A 17,620-nucleotide genomic window follows, 5' to 3' on the forward strand; every position below is an offset into this window, starting at 1 on the left:
GGTACCGCCCTGGAGCCTGAAACCTGAAACCCGACGCGGAGATCCTCCATGTCAGCAAAGAACGGCGGTGGACCGGGCATGCAACAGACGGATTTCGAGCGCCTGATCGAAGGTCTTCGCGACGCGCGTGCCTATCCGCACGCGGCAGGGCGCATCGAGGCCATCGAGACGCACATCTCCCAGATCCTGCTCGCCGGCGACTTCGCTTACAAGCTCAAAAAGCCGGTGAATCTCGGGTTCCTGGATTTCACGACGCTCGAACGGCGCAAGTTCTTTTGCGACGAAGAGATCCGGCTCAATCGCCGTCTCGCCCCCGCGCTCTACCTCGGGGTCGAGCCGATCACCGGCCGTCTGACCCAACCACGTGTCGGCGGGGCCGGCGAGCCGCTGGAATTCGCCGTCAAGATGCGGCGCTTCCCGCAGGACGCGCTCCTGAGTCGGCGGCCGCTGACGGCCGAGCTCGTGGATCGAATCGCCGAGCGTGTCGCGGCTTTTCACGATCGAATTCCGGTGGCTCCGTCGGACAGCGGGTACGGGAGCCCGCCGGCGGTGCTTGGACCGATGCTCGACAACTTCACGCACATCCGGCCGTGCCTGACCGGTCGCGATCGCGCTCGGATCGAAGACTTGGCGGCCTGGACCCGGACACAGGCCACGGCCCTCGCCCCGCACATCGACCGTCGTCGCGAAACGGGACACATCCGCGAGTGTCATGGTGACATGCACCGGGGCAATATCGCGATCGTCGACGACGAGGTCGTGATCTTCGACGGCATCGAGTTCAATCCCGGCTTGCGCTGGATCGATACGGTCAGCGAAGTCGCCTTCCTGATCATGGATCTCGAGGAAAGCGGTTACCCTGTTCTCGCTCGGCGTTTCCTGAACCGCTACTTGCAGATCCGCGGCGATTACGACGGTCTGCCGCTCCTCGACCTGTACAAGGTCTATCGGGCCATGGTCCGAGCCAAGGTCATCGCGATTCGCCTCGGCCAGGACCATCTGGGCGCCGACGAAGCCACGACCGATGGTCGCGAGCTCGCGCGCTATCTGGCGCTGGCCGAGGGCTATACGACACCGCGCACGCCGGTACTGATCCTGACCCATGGATTGTCCGGGTCTGGCAAGAGCTCGCTCGCCGCCGCGCTGCTCGAACATCTCGATGGGGTGCAGATCCGCTCGGATGTCGAACGCAAACGCCTGTTCGGTCTCAGTGCCGATGCCGACTCGGCCGCCGCGGTCGGCAATATCTACACGGACGGGGCCTCGACGCGGACCTATCAGCGGCTCCTCGAGCAGGCTCGGCAGATCCTGATCGCCGGACACCATGCGCTGGTCGACGCCGCCTTCATGCGTCAGGCGCAGCGAGGTCCCTTCCGCGAACTCGCCGTGCAACTGGGCTGCCGATGCCGGATTCTGTCCGTACAAGCGCCCGAGTCGGTGCTCTATCAGCGATTGGCCGACCGCCGCCGTGCCGGCCGGGATGCGTCGGAGGCCGATGGGCGGGTCCTCGCGGCCCAACTGGCGACGCGGGAGCCCTTGACGGTAGCCGAACGAACACTGTCCATCGAGGTCGACACGACACAGGCGGTCGACCTGTCGGATCTGTGTGTGCGGATCACGGTGTGAACCGACGACGACGCACGCGTGAGACGGATGACCGCGGCGGCGGACCTTCGGGCCTGCGTGGTCGGTTAAGGCCGGGGCGGATCAGGGTTCGTGAAGCAGGAGTTCGTAGCGACCGGCCTCGTCGAGTCGCAGTATGTCGCCGAAGCGCAGATCGAACTGTCCTCGTTCGCGGTCGTGCCGGAAGAATGACAGGGTTTCGCGGATCACGGGAAAGGCGAGATCGTCCCAGGGGATGTCATCGAGCGCAAAGAGCCGGACATCGAGACTCTCGGGTCCTGGGCCGAAATCCAGGTCCAGCAATCGGCTTCGGAACAGGATGTAGACCTGGTTGATCTGCGGCAGGTTGAAGAGGGCATAGGGTGCGCTGATCGCGACGCGGGCGCAGGCCTCCTCGAAGGTCTCGCGGGCGGCACCCTGCAAGGTCGATTCGCCGTTCTCCATGAACCCGGCAGGCAGTGTCCACAGGCCGCGGCGCGGTTCGATCGCCCGCCGGCACAGAAGGATCCGATCCTCCCACTCGGGGATACAGCCGACGACGACCTTGGGATTCTGATAGTGGATTTGGCCGCATTGATCGCATACGAAGCGCGGACGGTCGTCCCCAGCAGGAATCCGCAGGATGACCGGTGCTCCGCAATGGCTGCAATAGTTCATCAGCGCAATGCCTTCGGGCGGACGATCGCGATCAAATGGCCGCAGCCTGGTCCGAGTCGGCTCCAGTCCTCCGGCATCTCGATGCGGGCCAGTGCCGCGGTCGGCAGCAGCTTTCCATCGTCGGGGGTCTCGACCTCATCGCCGGCCAAATGGCGAAGCAGTTCCTCGAGGCCCGGATTGTGGCCGACCAGCAAAACCAGGCGGGCCTTGCTCGGGCAGCGGGCCAGCACCTCGAGCAACTGTGGCAGATCGGCCTCGTAGACGGCCTCGTCCCAGACGACACCGCGGTCGTCGAATTCGAGGGATTTGCAGACCTTGTTCGTCGTTTGGCGGGCACGTTGTGCCGGTGAGCTCACCAGATGATCGGGCACCAGTCCCTCTCGGTATAGCCAGGTTCCGACGCGCGGCGCATCGGCCTTACCGCGCTTTGCGAGCGGACGCTCGAAATCAGAGGTGAAGGGCGCGCCCCAGTCGGATTTCGCATGACGCAGCAACAGCAATTCGCGGGTCATGGCGGTCGAGTCTGTGCCTCGTGTCGCGGATTGGCCCTTGGGCGCCTGGCTGCAAACCAGGATGCCCGTGCCCGGCCTTCGCGTCCCGCCTCGAACGAGGCCCGTCACCAAGGGCGATCAGTTCCGAGTGCGCAGGGGGTGCCGGTTACCATGTCCTTTTAACATATTCGCAGCATTTTCGTCATCGTCAGCCTGCCTCGGCCAGCAGACGATCGATCATCTGCTGGGCTTGCGCCAGATAGCCGCCGCCAAACAGGTTCAGGTGATTGAGGACGTGATAGAGGTTGTAGAGGATCTTGCGGACCTCGTATCCGGGGTCCAGCGGCCAGGCCTCGCGATAGGCGGCGTAGAAGTCTCGGCCGAAACCGCCGAACAGTTCGGTCATCGCTAGGTCCGTTTCGCGGTCGCCATGATACACGGCCGGGTCGAAGATCACCGGCTCGCCCGCTGGTCCGTAGCCGAGATTACCGCCCCACAGATCGCCGTGGAGGAGCGACGCGGCCGGTGCATGATCGATCAAGGCTCCGAGCCGGTCGAGCAGCCGGGCACCCTGGGTCTGAAGCGATCCTCGATACCCATTGGCGGCGGCAAGCCGCAACTGGTGGCCTAATCGCCGCTCGCGCCAAAAGGTCACCCAATCGCGGTCGGGCGCATTGGGTTGTGGCGTCGAGCCGATCGTGTTGTCGCGTGTCCAGCCGTAGCGCTCCCAGGTCGTTCGATGCAAGGCGGCCAGTTGTCGCCCGGCCAGCGCCGGCCCGTCGGCTTTGGTACGTCCACCCAGCGGGATGTACTCCATGACCAGAAAGGCCCGACCAGCGGTCGCGCCGTAACACAGCGGCTGCGGAACGCGCATGGCTCCCGTCGCGGCCAGCGCGGCAAGCCCAGCGGCTTCGGCCTCGAACATCGCGACCCGCGAAGCCTCGTTCAGTTTGACGAAGAAACGGCGCTCGCCGTCGGTCAACAGGACCGAGGTATTGATGCATCCCCCACCGAGCTGCCGCGGTGAGTCGGGCGTGAACCGCTGTCCGGTCGCGGCGGAGATCTCGGCGGCGATCGCCAACCAGTCGGTCACGGTCTCAGACGCGCGGTCGCCGTTTCAAAAGCGGGCTTGAACGCGGAAAATGGGCGTGCAGGAAGGCCATCTGATCGGCTAGGACATGACGGCCCATGAGGAAGATGTATTCGGCATGCGTTGGCGTGAAGGGGACCGCGAGGAGCTCCAGTCCGGCGTCTTCGGGGGTGCGGCCGGCCTTGAAGTTGTTGCAGCGCACGCACGCCGTCACGACGTTGGTCCAGCAATCCGCTCCACCCTGGCTGATCGGGCGGACATGATCGCGCGACAGCTGGCGCGCGGCGAAGCGACCGCCACAATAGAGGCAGATGTGGTCATCACGCTGAAACAGAGTCCGGTTATTGAGGGGAGGGACGTAGTCGGCGCCGCGCTTCGTGACCGCATGCTGAACGCCCTGGGTGGCGATGATCGAATGGATCTCCAGCTCGCTGCGCTGCCGGGTGGTCGCATTGAGGCCCCCGCGCAGCCGAAACAGGGCATCACCGCAGGCGTAGGCGACCTGACCGAGGACGTAAAGGCGAGCCGCCGCCCGGTAATCCACCCATTCCAGCGGCATACCGGCCAGATCCGTGCGCAATACCTGCTGGTTGATGTACAACATGCGTCGGTTACGGCGTCGAGACCCGCGGTCATGATACATATCTCGTGGGCATGTGCAAGCCGGATCCGCGAATACAACCCGTCCTGCGCAAAGGGTTTAGACGTCCTTCGACCTCGGCGCCGAACGATCATGAGGCCTGCGCGATGACGAGTGTCGCTGGGATCCTGCGTGTCGCGATCGCTGCTCCGGTCTCGACGCCGTTCGATTACTCGGCCCCGGTTGGCCTCGATGGCCCAACGCCACGACCCGGCCAACGTGTGCTGGTCCCTTTCGGTCGCGGGCGACGGGTCGGGATCATCATCGCGATGCCCACCGCCTCGCCGGTCCCCGCGGAGCGCCTGAAGCCGGTGATGGCGATCCTGGACGACGAGCCGTTGCTGACCGAGAACGATCTCGGTTTCCTGCTGTGGGCGGCCGACTATTATCGGTACCCGCTGGGGGAGGCGTTGTTCAGCGCGTTGCCGACGCGCCTGCGACGGGCGGTGCCGACTGGATCTGGCGGTCGGCAGGGTTGGCGGTTGACGTCCCAGGGTCGTGCCGGGTGTCCCGAGACCTTAGCGCGCGCGCCGAAGCAAGCCCAGGTGTGGGAGCGCTTGCGGGGGGGCTCCGGCGCGGTGCCAAGCAGCGAGTTGACGGCCGACTTGGGTGACTGTAGTGCCGCGCTCCGCGCCCTGGCGCGGCGCGGCTGGGTCGAGCCATGCCGTATTGCGCCCTGTGCCGTGGCCGGCGAGAGGTCGTTGGCGGACCATGGGCCGGTGCTGAACCCCGAACAGCGGGCGGCTGTGGAGCAGGTGCGCGCAGCCTTCGGTCGCTTTCAGCCGTTTCTGTTGGATGGTGTGACGGCGAGCGGCAAGACCGAGGTGTATATCCGGCTTCTCGATGACCTGCTGGCGGCCGGGGGTCAGGCCCTCGTCCTCGTGCCAGAAATCGGTTTGACGCCACAACTGGGCCGTCGTCTGGCCGCGCGGCTGAATGCCGCGCTGGTCGTGCTGCACTCGGGCCTACCCGACGCGGAGCGCGAGGAAGGATGGCGTCGGGCCGTTCGTGGGGAGGCCGGGGTGCTGCTCGGTACCCGTTCGGCGGTCCTGGTCCCGCTGCCACGGCTCGGGCTCGTCATCGTCGACGAGGAGCACGACCTGTCATTCAAGCAACAAGAAGGTTTCCGTTACTCAGGACGGGATCTGGCCGTGCGGCGCGCGCAGCTGGCCGGTTGCCCGATCGTGCTCGGCTCGGCGACGCCGTCGCTGGAGACCCTCGCCAATGTGCGCTCGGGACGCTACCGGCGGTTGCCACTCGCGCAGCGTGCCGGCGGCGCCGGATCGCCGACCGTCGGCCTGGTCGATATCCGTGCCCAAGCGCTGCAAGCGGGCCTGTCGCCGCGGCTGTTGGAGTGCATCGAGCGGGAATTGACGGCGGACAATCAGGTGCTGCTGTTTCTGAACCGCCGGGGGTTCGCGCCGCTCCTGACCTGCCACGACTGCGGTTGGATCAGTGGTTGTCCGCGCTGCGATGCGCGCCTGACGTTGCACCGTTCGAGTCATCAGCTGCGTTGCCATCACTGCGGCCTGGTCCGCGTGCCGCCAGTGCGCTGCCCCCATTGCGGCGGTCCTGATCTGCGGGCGCTCGGGCAAGGCACGGAACGGATCGAGGAGATGCTGAGCCGGCGGTTCCCTGGGTTGCCCGTGGCGCGCGTCGATCGTGACAGCACGCGGCGCCGGGGTGACTTGACCGATCTGCTGAACGCGGCGCGCCGCGGCGAGTTTCGGATCCTGCTTGGAACCCAGATGCTGACGAAAGGCCACCATTTTCCCGGTGTCACCTTGGTCGGTGTGCTCGATGCGGATTCCGGCTTGTTCGGGACCGACTATCGTGCCCCGGAGCGCATGGCCCAATTGCTGATTCAGGTCATGGGTCGCGCCGGACGTGCCGAGCGTCCCGGCCACGTCCTGATCCAGACCCGCCATCCGGATCATCCGTTTCTGAGGGTGTTGCTGCGCGACGGCTATCCGGCTTTTGCCGAGGCGGCCCTCGCGGAGCGTAGGACGGCCGCGTTACCGCCCTTCAGTCACCAGGTCCTGATCCGTGCCGAGGCATCCGAAGCCGCTTTGGCCTACGACTTCCTGCGTGCCGCGGCGCGTGCGGCGGCCGTACCGTTCCGGGATCAGGTGGTCCTCTGGGGGCCGGCTTCGGCGCCGATGGAGCGCCGCGCTGGCCGCTGGCGGGCGCAACTGCTCGTGCAATCACCGCGGCGCGCGAGCCTCAGAGGATTCCTGGACCATTGGATCCCGGTCCTGAAGGGGCTTCCAACCCCGGCCCGCGTCCGTTGGGCGATCGATGTGGACCCTCAGGACATGACGTGACGGCGGCGGCTGTGCGTGGCCTCGCCTGTGTGGCGCCGGCTGCGGCTTGTCACTCGGTGCGCCCGGCCAGTCGGTCGCGGAGGGCGGCGATGTCGGCCGGCGTGTTCAGGTTGCGGAAGGCATCGGCCTGGTCGCTCAGGTCGGCCTTTGCGCAATGATGCTGCGCATACCAATCCCGCACGGCTCGCTGGCCCGAGGCCAGGAACCGGTCGAGGCTCGGGGCCAGGTCGACCGGGAGCAGCGCGTGCAGCGGATGCAGACGCTCGCCGTCGTCGGCCAGCGCGAGTTCGGCGCGTTCGGCGACGAGGGCCGCGGCAAGACGGGTCGCGAGATCCGCCGGGATCAGCGGTGCATCGCATGGCACGACGAGAATCCATGGTGTGCGGGCGGCGGCCATCGCGCTCGCGAGGCCGGCGAGCGGACCCGCGAAGTCGTCTTCCCGATCCTGGACCACGGGCCAGCCCAGCGCGCGATAGGTCGCAAGGTTGCGGTTGGCGCTGATCAAAAGCCCACCACCGACCTGGGGCGCGAGCGCATCGATGACCCAGGCGATCAGCGGGCGCCCGGCGCAGCCAACGAGTCCCTTGTCGCTGCCGCCCAGGCGCCGTCCCCGTCCGCCGGCGAGGATCAGCCCGGTAATCTGATCCGGATGGGGATCGCGTGCGACCATGGCCAAAGGATTCTCGGTTGGGGGCCCCGGAGGGAGGCTGTCGTCAGGCGCGACAGCCTCCCGTGTGCCGGCGCGCCTAAGCCGTATCGCGATCGGTCGTCGGCGCGTCCGCGTCGGCCGCAGCCCTGTCGGCGTCTGTCGGGGCGGCCGCTTCGGTCACCGGCGCGGCCGTCTGATCGGCCCAGAACCGATCGAGCACCTCGGCGGTCTCGGCCAGCTTCTCCCAGTGCGGCAGCCCCAGTGATGGAGCGATCCGCGCCTCCTGCCAATTCGGCCGCTCGGCCAGCAGCGCCGGCAGCCGTTCGAACGACACGTTGGGGTCGCGGTCGTGGATCACCAGGACCGGCTGTGAGACCTTCGAATAGAAGCGGTCGTAGGCATCCGTCGTGAACAGTTGCCCGGACAGGAAGTAGAGCGGCGCATGATGGGCGCCGGGCTGATGCGCGGCCGCATAGGCATACTCGATGTACTCGGCTGGCACAGCGTCGACGAAGGACTTCTTCATGAAGTAGCGGATGCTCGGCCGGGTCGCGAGGAGCTTGAAGAGCCCTGGCCCCCACAAGGGGACACTGAGCACCTTGTGCGCCCATTTGGCGACCTGGCCCTCGCCGTTCGGTAACCGCCGGTCACTGAAGCCGGTTGGCGAGATCAGGGTCAAGGTGGCGAACAGTTCCGGGGCGCGCAGGGCCGCCTGGGTGGCGAACTCGCTGCCAAGGGACAGGGCGACGACATCGACCGGTTCCTTGATCACCTGTGTGACGAAGTCGACGATGGTGTCCGTGTAGAGCTGCGGCGAGTAGCGACGGTCGCCGCGGTCGGAGAAACCGAAGCCCGGGAAGTCGAGCGCGTAAACGCGTCGCCGGGTGCGATAGTGCTCGAACAGCGGCTTGAGCTCATAGACGCTGGGCGCGGCGTTGATCGCGTGGATCAGCAACAGCGGTCGACCCCCGGCCGGGCCGTCGACATAGTAGTTGAGCCGAATGCCGTCGGGGCGGACGTAGTCGTTTCGCGGGGCGCTCACCGCGGGCGGCAGCGACCCCGAGCCCGTCGTGGTGGTCGATGGTCGCGAGGCTGTCGCACGGGGTTTCGCGGTCGGTGCCGTTTTCGCTGCCTGGTCGCCGTTCGGTGCCGCGCGGTTCGGCTGGCTGTTGCCTGCCGTACCGGCGGCACTTTGGGTCGTCGCCTTTGGCGTCGTGCCGCGGGAACCCTTGGCGTTCTTGTTGGCTCGTCGTTTCGTGCGGTTCTTCATCTGTACCTCCGCGATAGCTGTTTTACGGTCGTGGTCCGGGTCTGCCGGGTCGTCGCCCGCCCGACCGGTCTGTCGATGTCCAAGTGGAGTCGCCGCGGTCGACCCGGCGGGGCTGTTGATCCGTTGGTCGCATCCTCGTCTGACACCGAGTCGGCGCGCAAGGTCTCGTCGGCATCGCCTCTGGCGCGCGGATCGGCCGCAGGATGGCGGTCGAGCCACACTGCGGCCGATCCGTTCGTGTCCTCGACATTCGGCGCACTCGGTCGGCTGGAGCAGCCCAACGGCTGGCGCGAGCGCGATTCCGCGATCGGCGCATGGGATTTGTGTCAAGGCTACGCCGCGGGCTTCATCGGTTCAAGCATGATGCACCGCACGATGGGTCGCAGTGCGGTTCAAGGCAGCGGCAGATTGGTGCGCTCGACGATCTTGCGCAGCACGAAGCTCGAATGGACCCCGGCGACACCCTCGATGCGGGTCAGTTTGTTGAGCAGCAGATCCTGATAGGCATCCATATCGCGAACGATCACCTTGAGATGGTAGTCGGCGTCACGTCCGGTAATCAGAAGACACTCGAGCACCTCGGGCAGCGCGGCGACGGCCGCGTCGAAATGGGCGAACCGTTCGGGTGTGTGGCGGTCCATCGAGATGCTCAGGACGGCGGTCAGCGTGAGCCCGAGCTTGTTGGCGTCGAGCAAGGCGCGGTAACCAGCGATGAGGCCCGCCTCCTCGAGCGCGCGCACGCGCCGCAGGCACGGGGACGGCGAGAGTCCGATGCGATCGGCGAGGTCCTGGTTGCTGAGTCGGCCATCCTGCTGCAGCTCCTCGAGGATCCGACGGTCGTAGCGATCGAGCTTCATCGGTGACACCATCATCCGGCCTCTTGGCAATAAACGGCCTCGATATATTATATTTGCGCAATCTCGTTTCACAATCGGCGGTTCTTGGTCCGATTCAGCAATCCTCTGCTGGTTCATCCGGGTTAATCTGACCTCCATTCGGCGACCGGCGTAAACCGGCACGGCTTCCGCCCACAAGGTGGCTGCCCGGTGCCTGGGCATCTCACGAGGATGTCGCGTCTTCCGAAGCCTCACGAGGGTGACGGGGGTGCGGGGCTGGTTGGTGGCGTTCCGGGCGGCTTGGCCAGACCGGCGCGCCCGTCGGTCGTCGCGTCCGATTCCATCCGATCCGTTGGACGCTGCTGTCCGGATCATGAAACCATGGAGCCAGCCATGTCGAGTTTCGACTATCGGAAATATCGTCCCGGACCGGTCGTGCGGTTGCCCGATCGGACATGGCCCAACCGGGTCATCGAACAGGCGCCGCGGTGGGCCAGTGTCGATCTTCGCGACGGCAACCAAGCACTGATCGAGCCCATGAGCGTAGCGCAAAAGCGCCGCCTGTGGTCTTTGTTGGTCGAGGTCGGGCTCAAAGATATCGAGGTCGGGTTTCCGGCGGCGAGCCAGCCCGACTACGACTTCGTGCGTTGGTTGATCGAGGAGGAAGAGATTCCGGGGGATGTCCGGATTCAAGTCCTGGTGCAGGCGCGCGAGGATCTGATTCAGCGCACGTTCGAGGCCCTGCGCGGGGTGTCGCAGGCCATCGTCCACGTCTACAATTCCACGTCGCCGGTGCAGCGTGACTGGGTGTTCGGCCAGGGTCGCGAGACCATCAAGGCGCTGGCCGTCCGGGGGGCGGAATGGTTGCGGCGGGAGGCGGCGAAATATCCGGGTACCGACTGGACGTTCCAATACTCGCCCGAGAGCTTCACCGCGACCGAGCCGGACTTCGCGATCGAGGTGTGTGAGGCCGTGATGGGGGTGTGGGAGCCGACGCCGGAGCGGCCCTGTATCATCAATCTCCCGGCGACGGTCGAGGTGGCCAGTCCGAATGTGTTCGCCGACCAGGTCGAATACTTTGCGACGAACGTCCGTGATCGGGATCACCTGATCCTGTCGGTCCATACCCACAACGATCGCGGCGGCGCGGTCGCAGCGGCGGAGCTCGCGTTGCTGGCGGGGGCTGATCGGGTCGAGGGCACGCTGCTCGGAAACGGCGAGCGGACCGGCAACATGGATATCGTGACGTTGGCCATGAACCTGTACAGCCAGGGGGTCGATCCGCGGATCGATGTGTCACGCCCGGATCGGATCATCCAGGTCGTGAAGGAGTGTACTGGCATGCCGGTCCACCCCCGCCATCCCTGGGTCGGTGACTTGGTTTACACGGCCTTTTCCGGCAGTCATCAGGACGCGATCCGCAAATGCCTGCGGCGTCAAACGGCCGATGCGCCCTGGCAGGTCGCCTATCTTCCGATCGACCCGTGCGATATTGGGCGGACCTATGAGGCGGTGATCCGCGTCAATAGCCAATCCGGCAAGGGTGGCATGGCGTTCCTTCTGGAGCGCGACTATGGCTTGTCGCTGCCGCGTTGGTTGCAAACCGAGTTGGCCCGCCTGGTTCAGGCCGAAAGTGAACGCCGCGGAGGCGAGCTGGTGGCTGCGGGTGTCCATGAGCTGTTTCGCACCCATTTCGTCGTCGATCAGGGGTCAGTCCAGCTGCTTGGTTATCGCCTCGACCGCAACGGTCACGAGGTCATCGAGGTGCGCATGGTCGAGGAGGGGGTCGAACGGGTCTTGCGCGGCGAGGGCAATGGGGCCATCGAGGCCTTTGTCGATGCCTGGATGCGCCACAGTGGGCGTCGGCTCGACGTCGTCGATTACAGCGAGCACGCAATCGGCGTGGGCACCGATGCCGAGGCCGCGGCTTACGTGCTGTTGAATCTCGACGGACAGCGCGTGGCCGGGGCTGCCATCCACCAGGATACCGTCAGTGCGTCGCTGCGGGCCGTGTTCTCCGCGATCAATCGCGCCGCGTCACCGGTGGTCGCTGCGCAAGCGGCCTGATGAGTTTCGCGCTGGACGTCGCGCAAAGAAAAGGGCGGTCCGCCGATGGCGGGCCGCCCTTTTCATCGTCCTCGCGAGCCGCGCGAGGCTATTTGATCTTGCCTTCCTTGTACATCACGTGCTGACGCACGACCGGGTCGAACTTCTTGATCTCCATCTTGCCCGGTTGATTCCGCTTGTTCTTCGTGGTCGTGTAAAAATGACCGGTCCCGGCACTGGATATCAGGCGGATCTTTTCGCGAGCGGCCTTGGCCATGGGGAACCCTCCAGGTTAAACCTTGACACCTTGGGCGCGCAGATCCGACAGGACCAGATCGATGCCGCGCTTATCGATGATCCGCAGGCCGTGCGACGACACGCGCAGCCTGACCCAGCGGTTTTCGCTAGCGACCCAGAAGCGCCGATGATGCAGATTCGGCAAAAAACGGCGTTTCGTTTTGTTGTTGGCGTGAGAAACGTTGCAACCGGTGAGCGGGCGCTTGCCGGTCACTTGACAAACCTTCGACATGACGAGTCCCCTTCTTAGGATTCCGGTTGCCGAGCAGTAGCGCTGAAAACAGCCTGCAAAGACAGAAGAGGATACCAATTCGTCGGCGGCGACGCAACTAGGTCTCGGGCCTGCCTCGGACGCTGAAGCTGAATGACACCGCCGAGGTGTTTGGCGTTTCCGCGGGCGCGCCGCGCGGTCTTTGCGCATTTTGTTTCCGGGCAGGCTGTCGGGGCGCGCTAGAGCAACCCGCGTTCGGCAAGTGATGTCCCCTGCCCGTCGCCGATGATGATGTGGTCGAGCACCCGCACATCGATCAGCGCGAGGGCCTCCTTGAGGCGCTGGGTGATGCGGATGTCGGCTTGACTGGGTTCGGCGACGCCGGAGGGATGGTTGTGCGCGAAGATCACGGCCGCGGCATTGATCGCGAGGGCTTGGCGGACGACCTCGCGCGGATGCACGCTGGCTCCGTCGATCGTGCCGCGGAACAGTTCCTGGTAACCGAGCACCCGATGGCGGTTGTCGAGGAACAGGCAGGCGAACACCTCATGCGGGTACGCGTACAGGCGGGCTTTCAGATAGTCCCGCGTAGCGTCCGGGCTGGTCAGGATATCGCAGCGCTGCAGCCGTTCCTCGATGTAGCGGCGGCTCATCTCGAGGACCGCCTGCAGCAAGGCGTATTTGGCCAGGCCCAGGCCTCTTGCGCGGCAGAATTGGCCCTGGGTGGCCGAGAAAAGGCCGCGTAGGCCGTCGAACTCGTTGAGGAGATCGCGCGCAAGATCAACGGCGCTCTTGCCGGGTATCCCGGTCCGCAGGAAGATCGCGAGCAGTTCGGCGTCGGTCAGGGCTTGGGCGCCCCGCGCCAGCAGCCGTTCGCGTGGACGTTCGTCCTCAGGCCAGTCTTTGATCGGCATCCTTGTCCTCCGAAGATCCTAAACTGTTGCCGTGCCGTGCCGTGCCGTGCCGTGCCGTGCCGTTTCGAGTTGCGGAACTGGCAGCGCGGTCGCGAGCCGACCCTAGGTCGGCCGGTGAGGGGATTCTAGCCCGAGCGAGTCGGTTTGGCATCGCGACCGATTGACCGGGCACCCAGATCGGGGTCTGCGGTTCGGCGATACCGTAAACCGGCGCGAATTCGGTTACACTGGTCCGCGATGCCGTTCATCCGACGAGAGGTACCGTTGAGCCCTTTGCCGTACACCCAGATCCTGTTGGGGGTCAGTGGCGGAATCGCGGCCTACAAGGCCGTCGACCTCGTGCGGCGTCTGCGCGAGCGCGGCACAACGGTGCGCGTGGTCATGACCAGGGCGGCCGGGGCCTTCGTGACGCCGCTGACGCTGCAAGCCGTGTCGGGCTTCGCGGTGCGGCAGGAGGTGCTGGACCCGCACGGCGAGGAAGGGATGGACCATATCGAATTGGCTCGCTGGGCGGATCTGTTACTGGTGGCGCCGGCCACCGCGCACCTGATCGCCCGGCTGGCGCAGGGCCTTGCCGATGATCTGTTGACGACGTTGGCCTTGGCGACGACCGCCCCGTTGGTGCTGGCTCCGGCGATGAATCATCGGATGTGGTTGCATCCGGCGACACAGGAGAACCTGCGGCGGCTCGAGGCCCGCGGCGTGACGATCCTGGGTCCGGCGATCGGTGATCAGGCCTGCGGGGAACGAGGACCCGGGCGGATGCTCGAGCCGGCCGAGATCATCGCGGCCTTGGTCGCTGACCGGCCGCGTCCGTTGCATGGGCGCCGCGTGTTGGTGACGGCGGGACCGACCCGCGAGGCGATCGACCCGGTGCGTTTCATCGGCAACCGCAGCTCCGGTCGGATGGGATTCGCGCTCGCGGAGGCCTTTGGGGCGCGCGGTGCCGACGTGATCCTGGTGACGGGGCCGGTCGCTCGGCCAGCCCCGGCTGTCGCGGAACTGGTTCAGGTCGAGACCGCGTTGGAGATGGACGCCGCCGTGATGGCGCGAGTGGCCGATGCCGACATCTTCGTCGCGGCAGCGGCCGTCGCCGATTATCGTCCGGCCGAGGTGGCCGCGGACAAGATCAAGAAGCAGATGGATGAGTTGGTCATCCGGCTCGTGAAGAACCCAGACATCCTGGCGCGGGTCGCGGCGCGGCGGCCGCGCCCGTTCGTTGTGGGCTTTGCGGCCGAGACCAGCCAGCTCGAGCAGCACGCGGTCGCGAAGCTGCACGGCAAGGGACTGGACATGATCGCGGCCAACCAGGTTGGCGCCGAAGAGGGCGGGTTCGATGCCGCCGACAACGCGTTGCTCGTCTTGTGGGCGGGTGGGCAGCACTCCTTCCCGCTGATGCCGAAACCGCAGCTCGCTGATCGATTGGTGGATTTGATCGTTGAACGCTATCTCGCATCGACTCCGCGTTAAGCTCCTCGACCAACGGCTCGGTCGCGATTTCCCGTTGCCGCGTTATGCGACCGACGGGGCGGCCGGGCTCGATCTGCGGGCCATGCTCACGACCGAGTTGGTGTTGGACCCGGGGGCTACCGAACTCCTGCCGACGGGGCTCGCCATCCATATCGCCGACCCGGGCCTTGCGGCCCTGATCGTGCCGCGCTCCGGGCTCGGCCATCAGCATGGCATCGTCCTCGGGAACCTGGTGGGTTTGATCGATTCCGACTACCAGGGGCCGTTGCTCGTCTCCTGCTGGAATCGCGGCCAGCGTCCCTACCGGGTCCAGGTTGGCGAGCGGATCGCGCAACTCGTTCTGGTTCCGATCCTGAAGGTGGAACTGGACCTGGTCGAGGAACTGTCCGGCACGGCGCGCGGTTCCGGTGGGTTTGGACACAGTGGCCGCGATTGAGGCTCTCGAACGGTGGTTGCGGTCGATAAGCCGCACGTTCGGGCGACATTGATCGGTTGTGGTCAGCCGATAGCGAGAGGACGGCATGAAGTGGTGGCGCCAGAAGCAGACCCTATCCAGTGCTTCGGCGGCTGCGAAGAGCAAGCCACCGACGCTGGCATCCATGTGGCGATTGCCATTTGTCGGTGTGTCGCTGGTCGTGTTAGGCACGGTGGCAGCCACGCTGGTCGTCGTGCAGGGGCACCAATCCTCGCTCGATGCCAAGCGGTCGACGGGTTGGGCCGAAGCGATCCAGACGCAGGTCGCCGGCCGTCTCGTCGAGCTGCACCGCGTCCTCGACGAATGGGCCAAGGATCCACGATTGCGGTCGGCGCTGGCCAATGGGGAGGCCGTCGATTGGCGCGAAGCGGATGCATTGGGCCGCTGGGACTGGCCCGGTGTCTCAGCGCTCCATCTGCGACCACTCGCCGAGGCCCTGTCTCCATCGGTCGATGATCCTGCGCTGAGTTTCGCCGGACGCGATTTGATGCGCGAGGCGGCACGTAACGGTGACGTGACGCCGCTGGAGGTCCATCGCCTGGGTTCCCCCGAGCGCCACCTTGCGATCGCGCAGCCGATCAAGGATGCGGACAGCGGTGGGATAACCGGCGTGCTCTACGTCGCGCTGCCGTTGTCGTGGTTGCCGGAACAGTCGGCCAGGATCCCGAGGCTCGGCATGGTGCGATACCAGCAGCGGGTCGGGGAGCGCCTGATCATGATCGATTGGCCGTCGGGCGATGGCGAACCGTCGGGGAGCGAGCCGGATCGGGTCGTCGCGATACCCGGTACCCGTCTGGTGGTGGCGCTATGGATGGAGCGGAGTGGATGGCTGGCCCCTGGTCTCCTGGTGCCCTTGGGTGGTGTCCTGGTCGTGCTGATCGGGTTCGTGGGGTCGATGCTCGTCTTCCTGTATCGCCGCCAAGCCGCTGCGGTCGCTCGGGATCTGGAACGGATCTCGACGTCGATCGAGGCCTTGGTGGCGTCGGGTGGCTGGCGTTCACCGTCCAATCGATTCGCCGAGACGGCCGATTTTGCGACTCGGCTGAGCCCCATGGTCGAGGCCTTGGTCGCGGCCACCAGCCACGACAGGGGGAGCAAGACCGGGCCGCTCGGACGGGACGAGGTCGGCGTTGAACCGGCGACCGCGTTCGAGACCCTGGCCCCCGAGTTGGCGGCCCTGCTCCAGAAAGGCCCGGCACGCTCGGTCGCACCGGCCGAGCGGTCGACCGCCGCGATCCCCCCGCACCTCTTTCGGTCGAATCACATTCGGGGTCTGGCGAGCAGGGACTTGTCCGAAGGGCTGGCCCGCGACATCGGTCTGGCGATCGGCTGCGAGATCCGTGATGGCAGCCTCGATCGCGGTATCTTCGTTGGCCGTGATCACCGAGCATCGTCGCCGGACCTGGCCGCAGCGCTGATCGATGGGCTGCGCGAGAGCGGGTGTCAGGTCATCGACCTGGACGTGACGCCGGCGCCGGTCCTGTCCTTCGCGGCCTGTGCCCAAGGCGACCTATCCGGCGTCATGGTCACCGGTGGACACAGTCGCGCCGAATACAATGGCATGAAGATCCTGTTGGGTGGGCAGGCCCTGGTCGAAGATGGCCTGGTCGCGTTGTATGAACGCATCCTGCGCGGCGATTTGACCAAGGACCAGGGTGGTGGCTATCGGGAACAGGACATGGTCGAGGCCTACGTCGAACGGGTGCATCGGGATGTCACGTTGGCGCGGGTCATCAAGGTCGTCGTCGATTGTGGCAACGGAGCGACATCGGCGGTCGCTCCGGGGCTTTACCGGCGGCTGGGTTGCCAGGTCATCGACATGGAATCCAAGCCAGGGGACGGTCTGCTGCCCACCGATGGGATGCCGGATCCGGCGCACCCGGGCGACTTGGCCGACCTGGGGCGCAGGGTCGTGGCCGAACAGGCCGATCTGGGGCTCGCGTTCGACGGCGATGGCGCGCGCCTCGGGGTCGTCGATTCGTCGGGGCTTTTCGTCGCGTCGGATCGCGTCCTGATGCTGCTTGCGACCGACATCCTGTCGCGACATCCCGGCAGCAGCGTGGTGTGTGACGTCGCGTGCTCGCGCCATTTGGCCAGTGAGATCCTGCTGCATGGTGGTCGCTCGGTCGTCGCGCGATCCGGGCCTGGGCGACTCCAGGCGCAGCTTCGCCGCAGCGGAGGCATGATCGGTGGTGATGGAAACGGCCACTTGATCATCGGTGAGCGTTGGTATGGATTCGCGGATGCCCTGTATGCCGGGGCTCGCCTGCTCGAAGTGCTGGCCTTAGACCCGCGTGCGAGCGCTGAAGTCTTCGCGGCGATGCCGGTGTCGATCGCGACACCGGAATACCAGGTGCCGATGAGCGACGACGAGGTGTCCAAGACGATGTCGCTCTTGCTGGAACTGGCGCGGCGACTCGATGGGGCGGATCTGAAGACGAGCGATGGGCTGCGCGCCGACTTCGCGGAGGGCTGGGGTTTAGTGCGGGCCGATGCCAGCCTGCCGGGGCTCGCGTTTCGCTTCGAGGCTGACGACGAAGCGGCACTGGCCGCGATCGAGGATCGATTCCGTGCCTTGCTCGGACAGGCCGCCCCGCATCTCTCACTACCATTCTGATCGAACGAGA

Annotated in this window: 16 protein-coding genes; 6 read left to right on the plus strand and 10 right to left on the minus strand. The window is 66.0% G+C overall.

The genetic code is table 11. The features are described from left to right. Positions 1-48 precede the first annotated feature (48 nt). The gene (locus ABC977_RS02405) at positions 49-1,626 is read left to right on the plus strand and encodes a bifunctional aminoglycoside phosphotransferase/ATP-binding protein (RefSeq protein ID WP_369665638.1); all 1,578 of its coding nucleotides are present in this window, start codon (positions 49-51) and stop codon (positions 1,624-1,626) included. Positions 1,627-1,707: 81 nt separating this feature from the next. On the opposite strand, the gene ABC977_RS02410 is transcribed toward ABC977_RS02405, so the two are convergent. The 4 genes from ABC977_RS02410 to ABC977_RS02425 all read right to left on the minus strand — a co-directional run bounded on the left by ABC977_RS02410 (position 1,708) and on the right by ABC977_RS02425 (position 4,465). Further along, complete coding sequence (locus ABC977_RS02410) at positions 1,708-2,280, minus strand: NUDIX hydrolase (RefSeq protein ID WP_369665639.1); 573 nt, start codon at positions 2,278-2,280, stop codon at positions 1,708-1,710. Beyond that, positions 2,280-2,792 (minus strand): SixA phosphatase family protein, encoded by a 513-nt coding sequence (locus ABC977_RS02415; RefSeq protein WP_369665640.1) that lies wholly within the window; start codon positions 2,790-2,792, stop codon positions 2,280-2,282. Before ABC977_RS02415 ends, ABC977_RS02410 begins: the two co-directional genes overlap by 1 nt. 187 nt (positions 2,793-2,979) lie before the next feature. Further along, positions 2,980-3,864: a fructosamine kinase family protein gene (locus ABC977_RS02420; protein WP_369665641.1), complete on the minus strand. Its 885-nt coding sequence runs from the start codon at positions 3,862-3,864 to the stop codon at positions 2,980-2,982. Between the two features lie 4 nt (positions 3,865-3,868). Beyond that, a complete protein-coding gene (locus tag ABC977_RS02425; RefSeq protein WP_369665642.1) occupies positions 3,869-4,465 on the minus strand; it encodes an HNH endonuclease in 597 nt (198 codons plus the stop codon). A 143-nt stretch (positions 4,466-4,608) separates the two neighbouring features. Between ABC977_RS02425 and ABC977_RS02430 the strand changes: the two genes are divergently transcribed. Then, positions 4,609-6,825 carry a primosomal protein N' gene (locus ABC977_RS02430; RefSeq protein WP_369665643.1) on the plus strand — a complete coding sequence of 739 codons (2,217 nt, stop codon included), beginning with the start codon at positions 4,609-4,611 and terminating at the stop codon, positions 6,823-6,825. Between the two features lie 49 nt (positions 6,826-6,874). Here the strand turns inward: ABC977_RS02430 and mobA are convergent, their stop codons facing one another. The 3 genes from mobA to ABC977_RS02445 form a co-directional block, all read right to left on the minus strand. Further along, a complete protein-coding gene (gene mobA, locus ABC977_RS02435; protein WP_369665644.1) occupies positions 6,875-7,495 on the minus strand; it encodes a molybdenum cofactor guanylyltransferase MobA in 621 nt (206 codons plus the stop codon). Between the two features lie 76 nt (positions 7,496-7,571). Then, a complete protein-coding gene (locus ABC977_RS02440) occupies positions 7,572-8,744 on the minus strand; it encodes an alpha/beta fold hydrolase (protein WP_369665645.1) in 1,173 nt (390 codons plus the stop codon). 392 nt (positions 8,745-9,136) lie between these two features. Then, positions 9,137-9,601 carry an Lrp/AsnC family transcriptional regulator gene (locus ABC977_RS02445; RefSeq protein ID WP_369665750.1) on the minus strand — a complete coding sequence of 155 codons (465 nt, stop codon included), beginning with the start codon at positions 9,599-9,601 and terminating at the stop codon, positions 9,137-9,139. 372 nt (positions 9,602-9,973) lie between these two features. On the opposite strand from ABC977_RS02445, the gene leuA reads away from it, so the two are divergent. After that, a complete protein-coding gene (leuA, locus tag ABC977_RS02450; RefSeq protein ID WP_369665646.1) occupies positions 9,974-11,647 on the plus strand; it encodes a 2-isopropylmalate synthase in 1,674 nt (557 codons plus the stop codon). Between the two features lie 88 nt (positions 11,648-11,735). Here leuA and rpmG read toward each other — a convergent pair whose 3' ends face one another. The 3 genes from rpmG to radC all read right to left on the minus strand — a co-directional run bounded on the left by rpmG (position 11,736) and on the right by radC (position 13,048). Beyond that, the gene (gene rpmG / locus ABC977_RS02455) at positions 11,736-11,903 is read right to left on the minus strand and encodes a 50S ribosomal protein L33 (protein ID WP_015279697.1); all 168 of its coding nucleotides are present in this window, start codon (positions 11,901-11,903) and stop codon (positions 11,736-11,738) included. A gap of 15 nt (positions 11,904-11,918) precedes the next feature. After that, on the minus strand, positions 11,919-12,155 hold the full coding sequence (gene rpmB, locus ABC977_RS02460; RefSeq protein WP_369665647.1) for a 50S ribosomal protein L28: 237 nt from the start codon (positions 12,153-12,155) through the stop codon (positions 11,919-11,921). A gap of 218 nt (positions 12,156-12,373) precedes the next feature. After that, positions 12,374-13,048 carry a RadC family protein gene (gene radC, locus ABC977_RS02465; protein ID WP_369665648.1) on the minus strand — a complete coding sequence of 225 codons (675 nt, stop codon included), beginning with the start codon at positions 13,046-13,048 and terminating at the stop codon, positions 12,374-12,376. Between the two features lie 237 nt (positions 13,049-13,285). On the opposite strand from radC, the gene coaBC reads away from it, so the two are divergent. The 3 genes from coaBC to ABC977_RS02480 all read left to right on the plus strand — a co-directional run bounded on the left by coaBC (position 13,286) and on the right by ABC977_RS02480 (position 17,610). Continuing rightward, the gene (gene coaBC, locus ABC977_RS02470; protein ID WP_439849142.1) at positions 13,286-14,518 is read left to right on the plus strand and encodes a bifunctional phosphopantothenoylcysteine decarboxylase/phosphopantothenate--cysteine ligase CoaBC; all 1,233 of its coding nucleotides are present in this window, start codon (positions 13,286-13,288) and stop codon (positions 14,516-14,518) included. Then, complete coding sequence (dut, locus tag ABC977_RS02475; protein ID WP_369665751.1) at positions 14,496-14,954, plus strand: dUTP diphosphatase; 459 nt, start codon at positions 14,496-14,498, stop codon at positions 14,952-14,954. Before coaBC ends, dut begins: the two co-directional genes overlap by 23 nt. Before the next feature lie 85 nt (positions 14,955-15,039). After that, positions 15,040-17,610, plus strand: a complete 2,571-nt coding sequence (locus ABC977_RS02480; protein WP_369665650.1) for a hypothetical protein — start codon at positions 15,040-15,042, stop codon at positions 17,608-17,610. Positions 17,611-17,620 lie beyond the last annotated feature (10 nt).

The organism is Thioalkalicoccus limnaeus (assembly GCF_041197575.1).
Taxonomy (GTDB): Bacteria; Pseudomonadota; Gammaproteobacteria; order Chromatiales; family Chromatiaceae; genus Thioalkalicoccus; species Thioalkalicoccus limnaeus.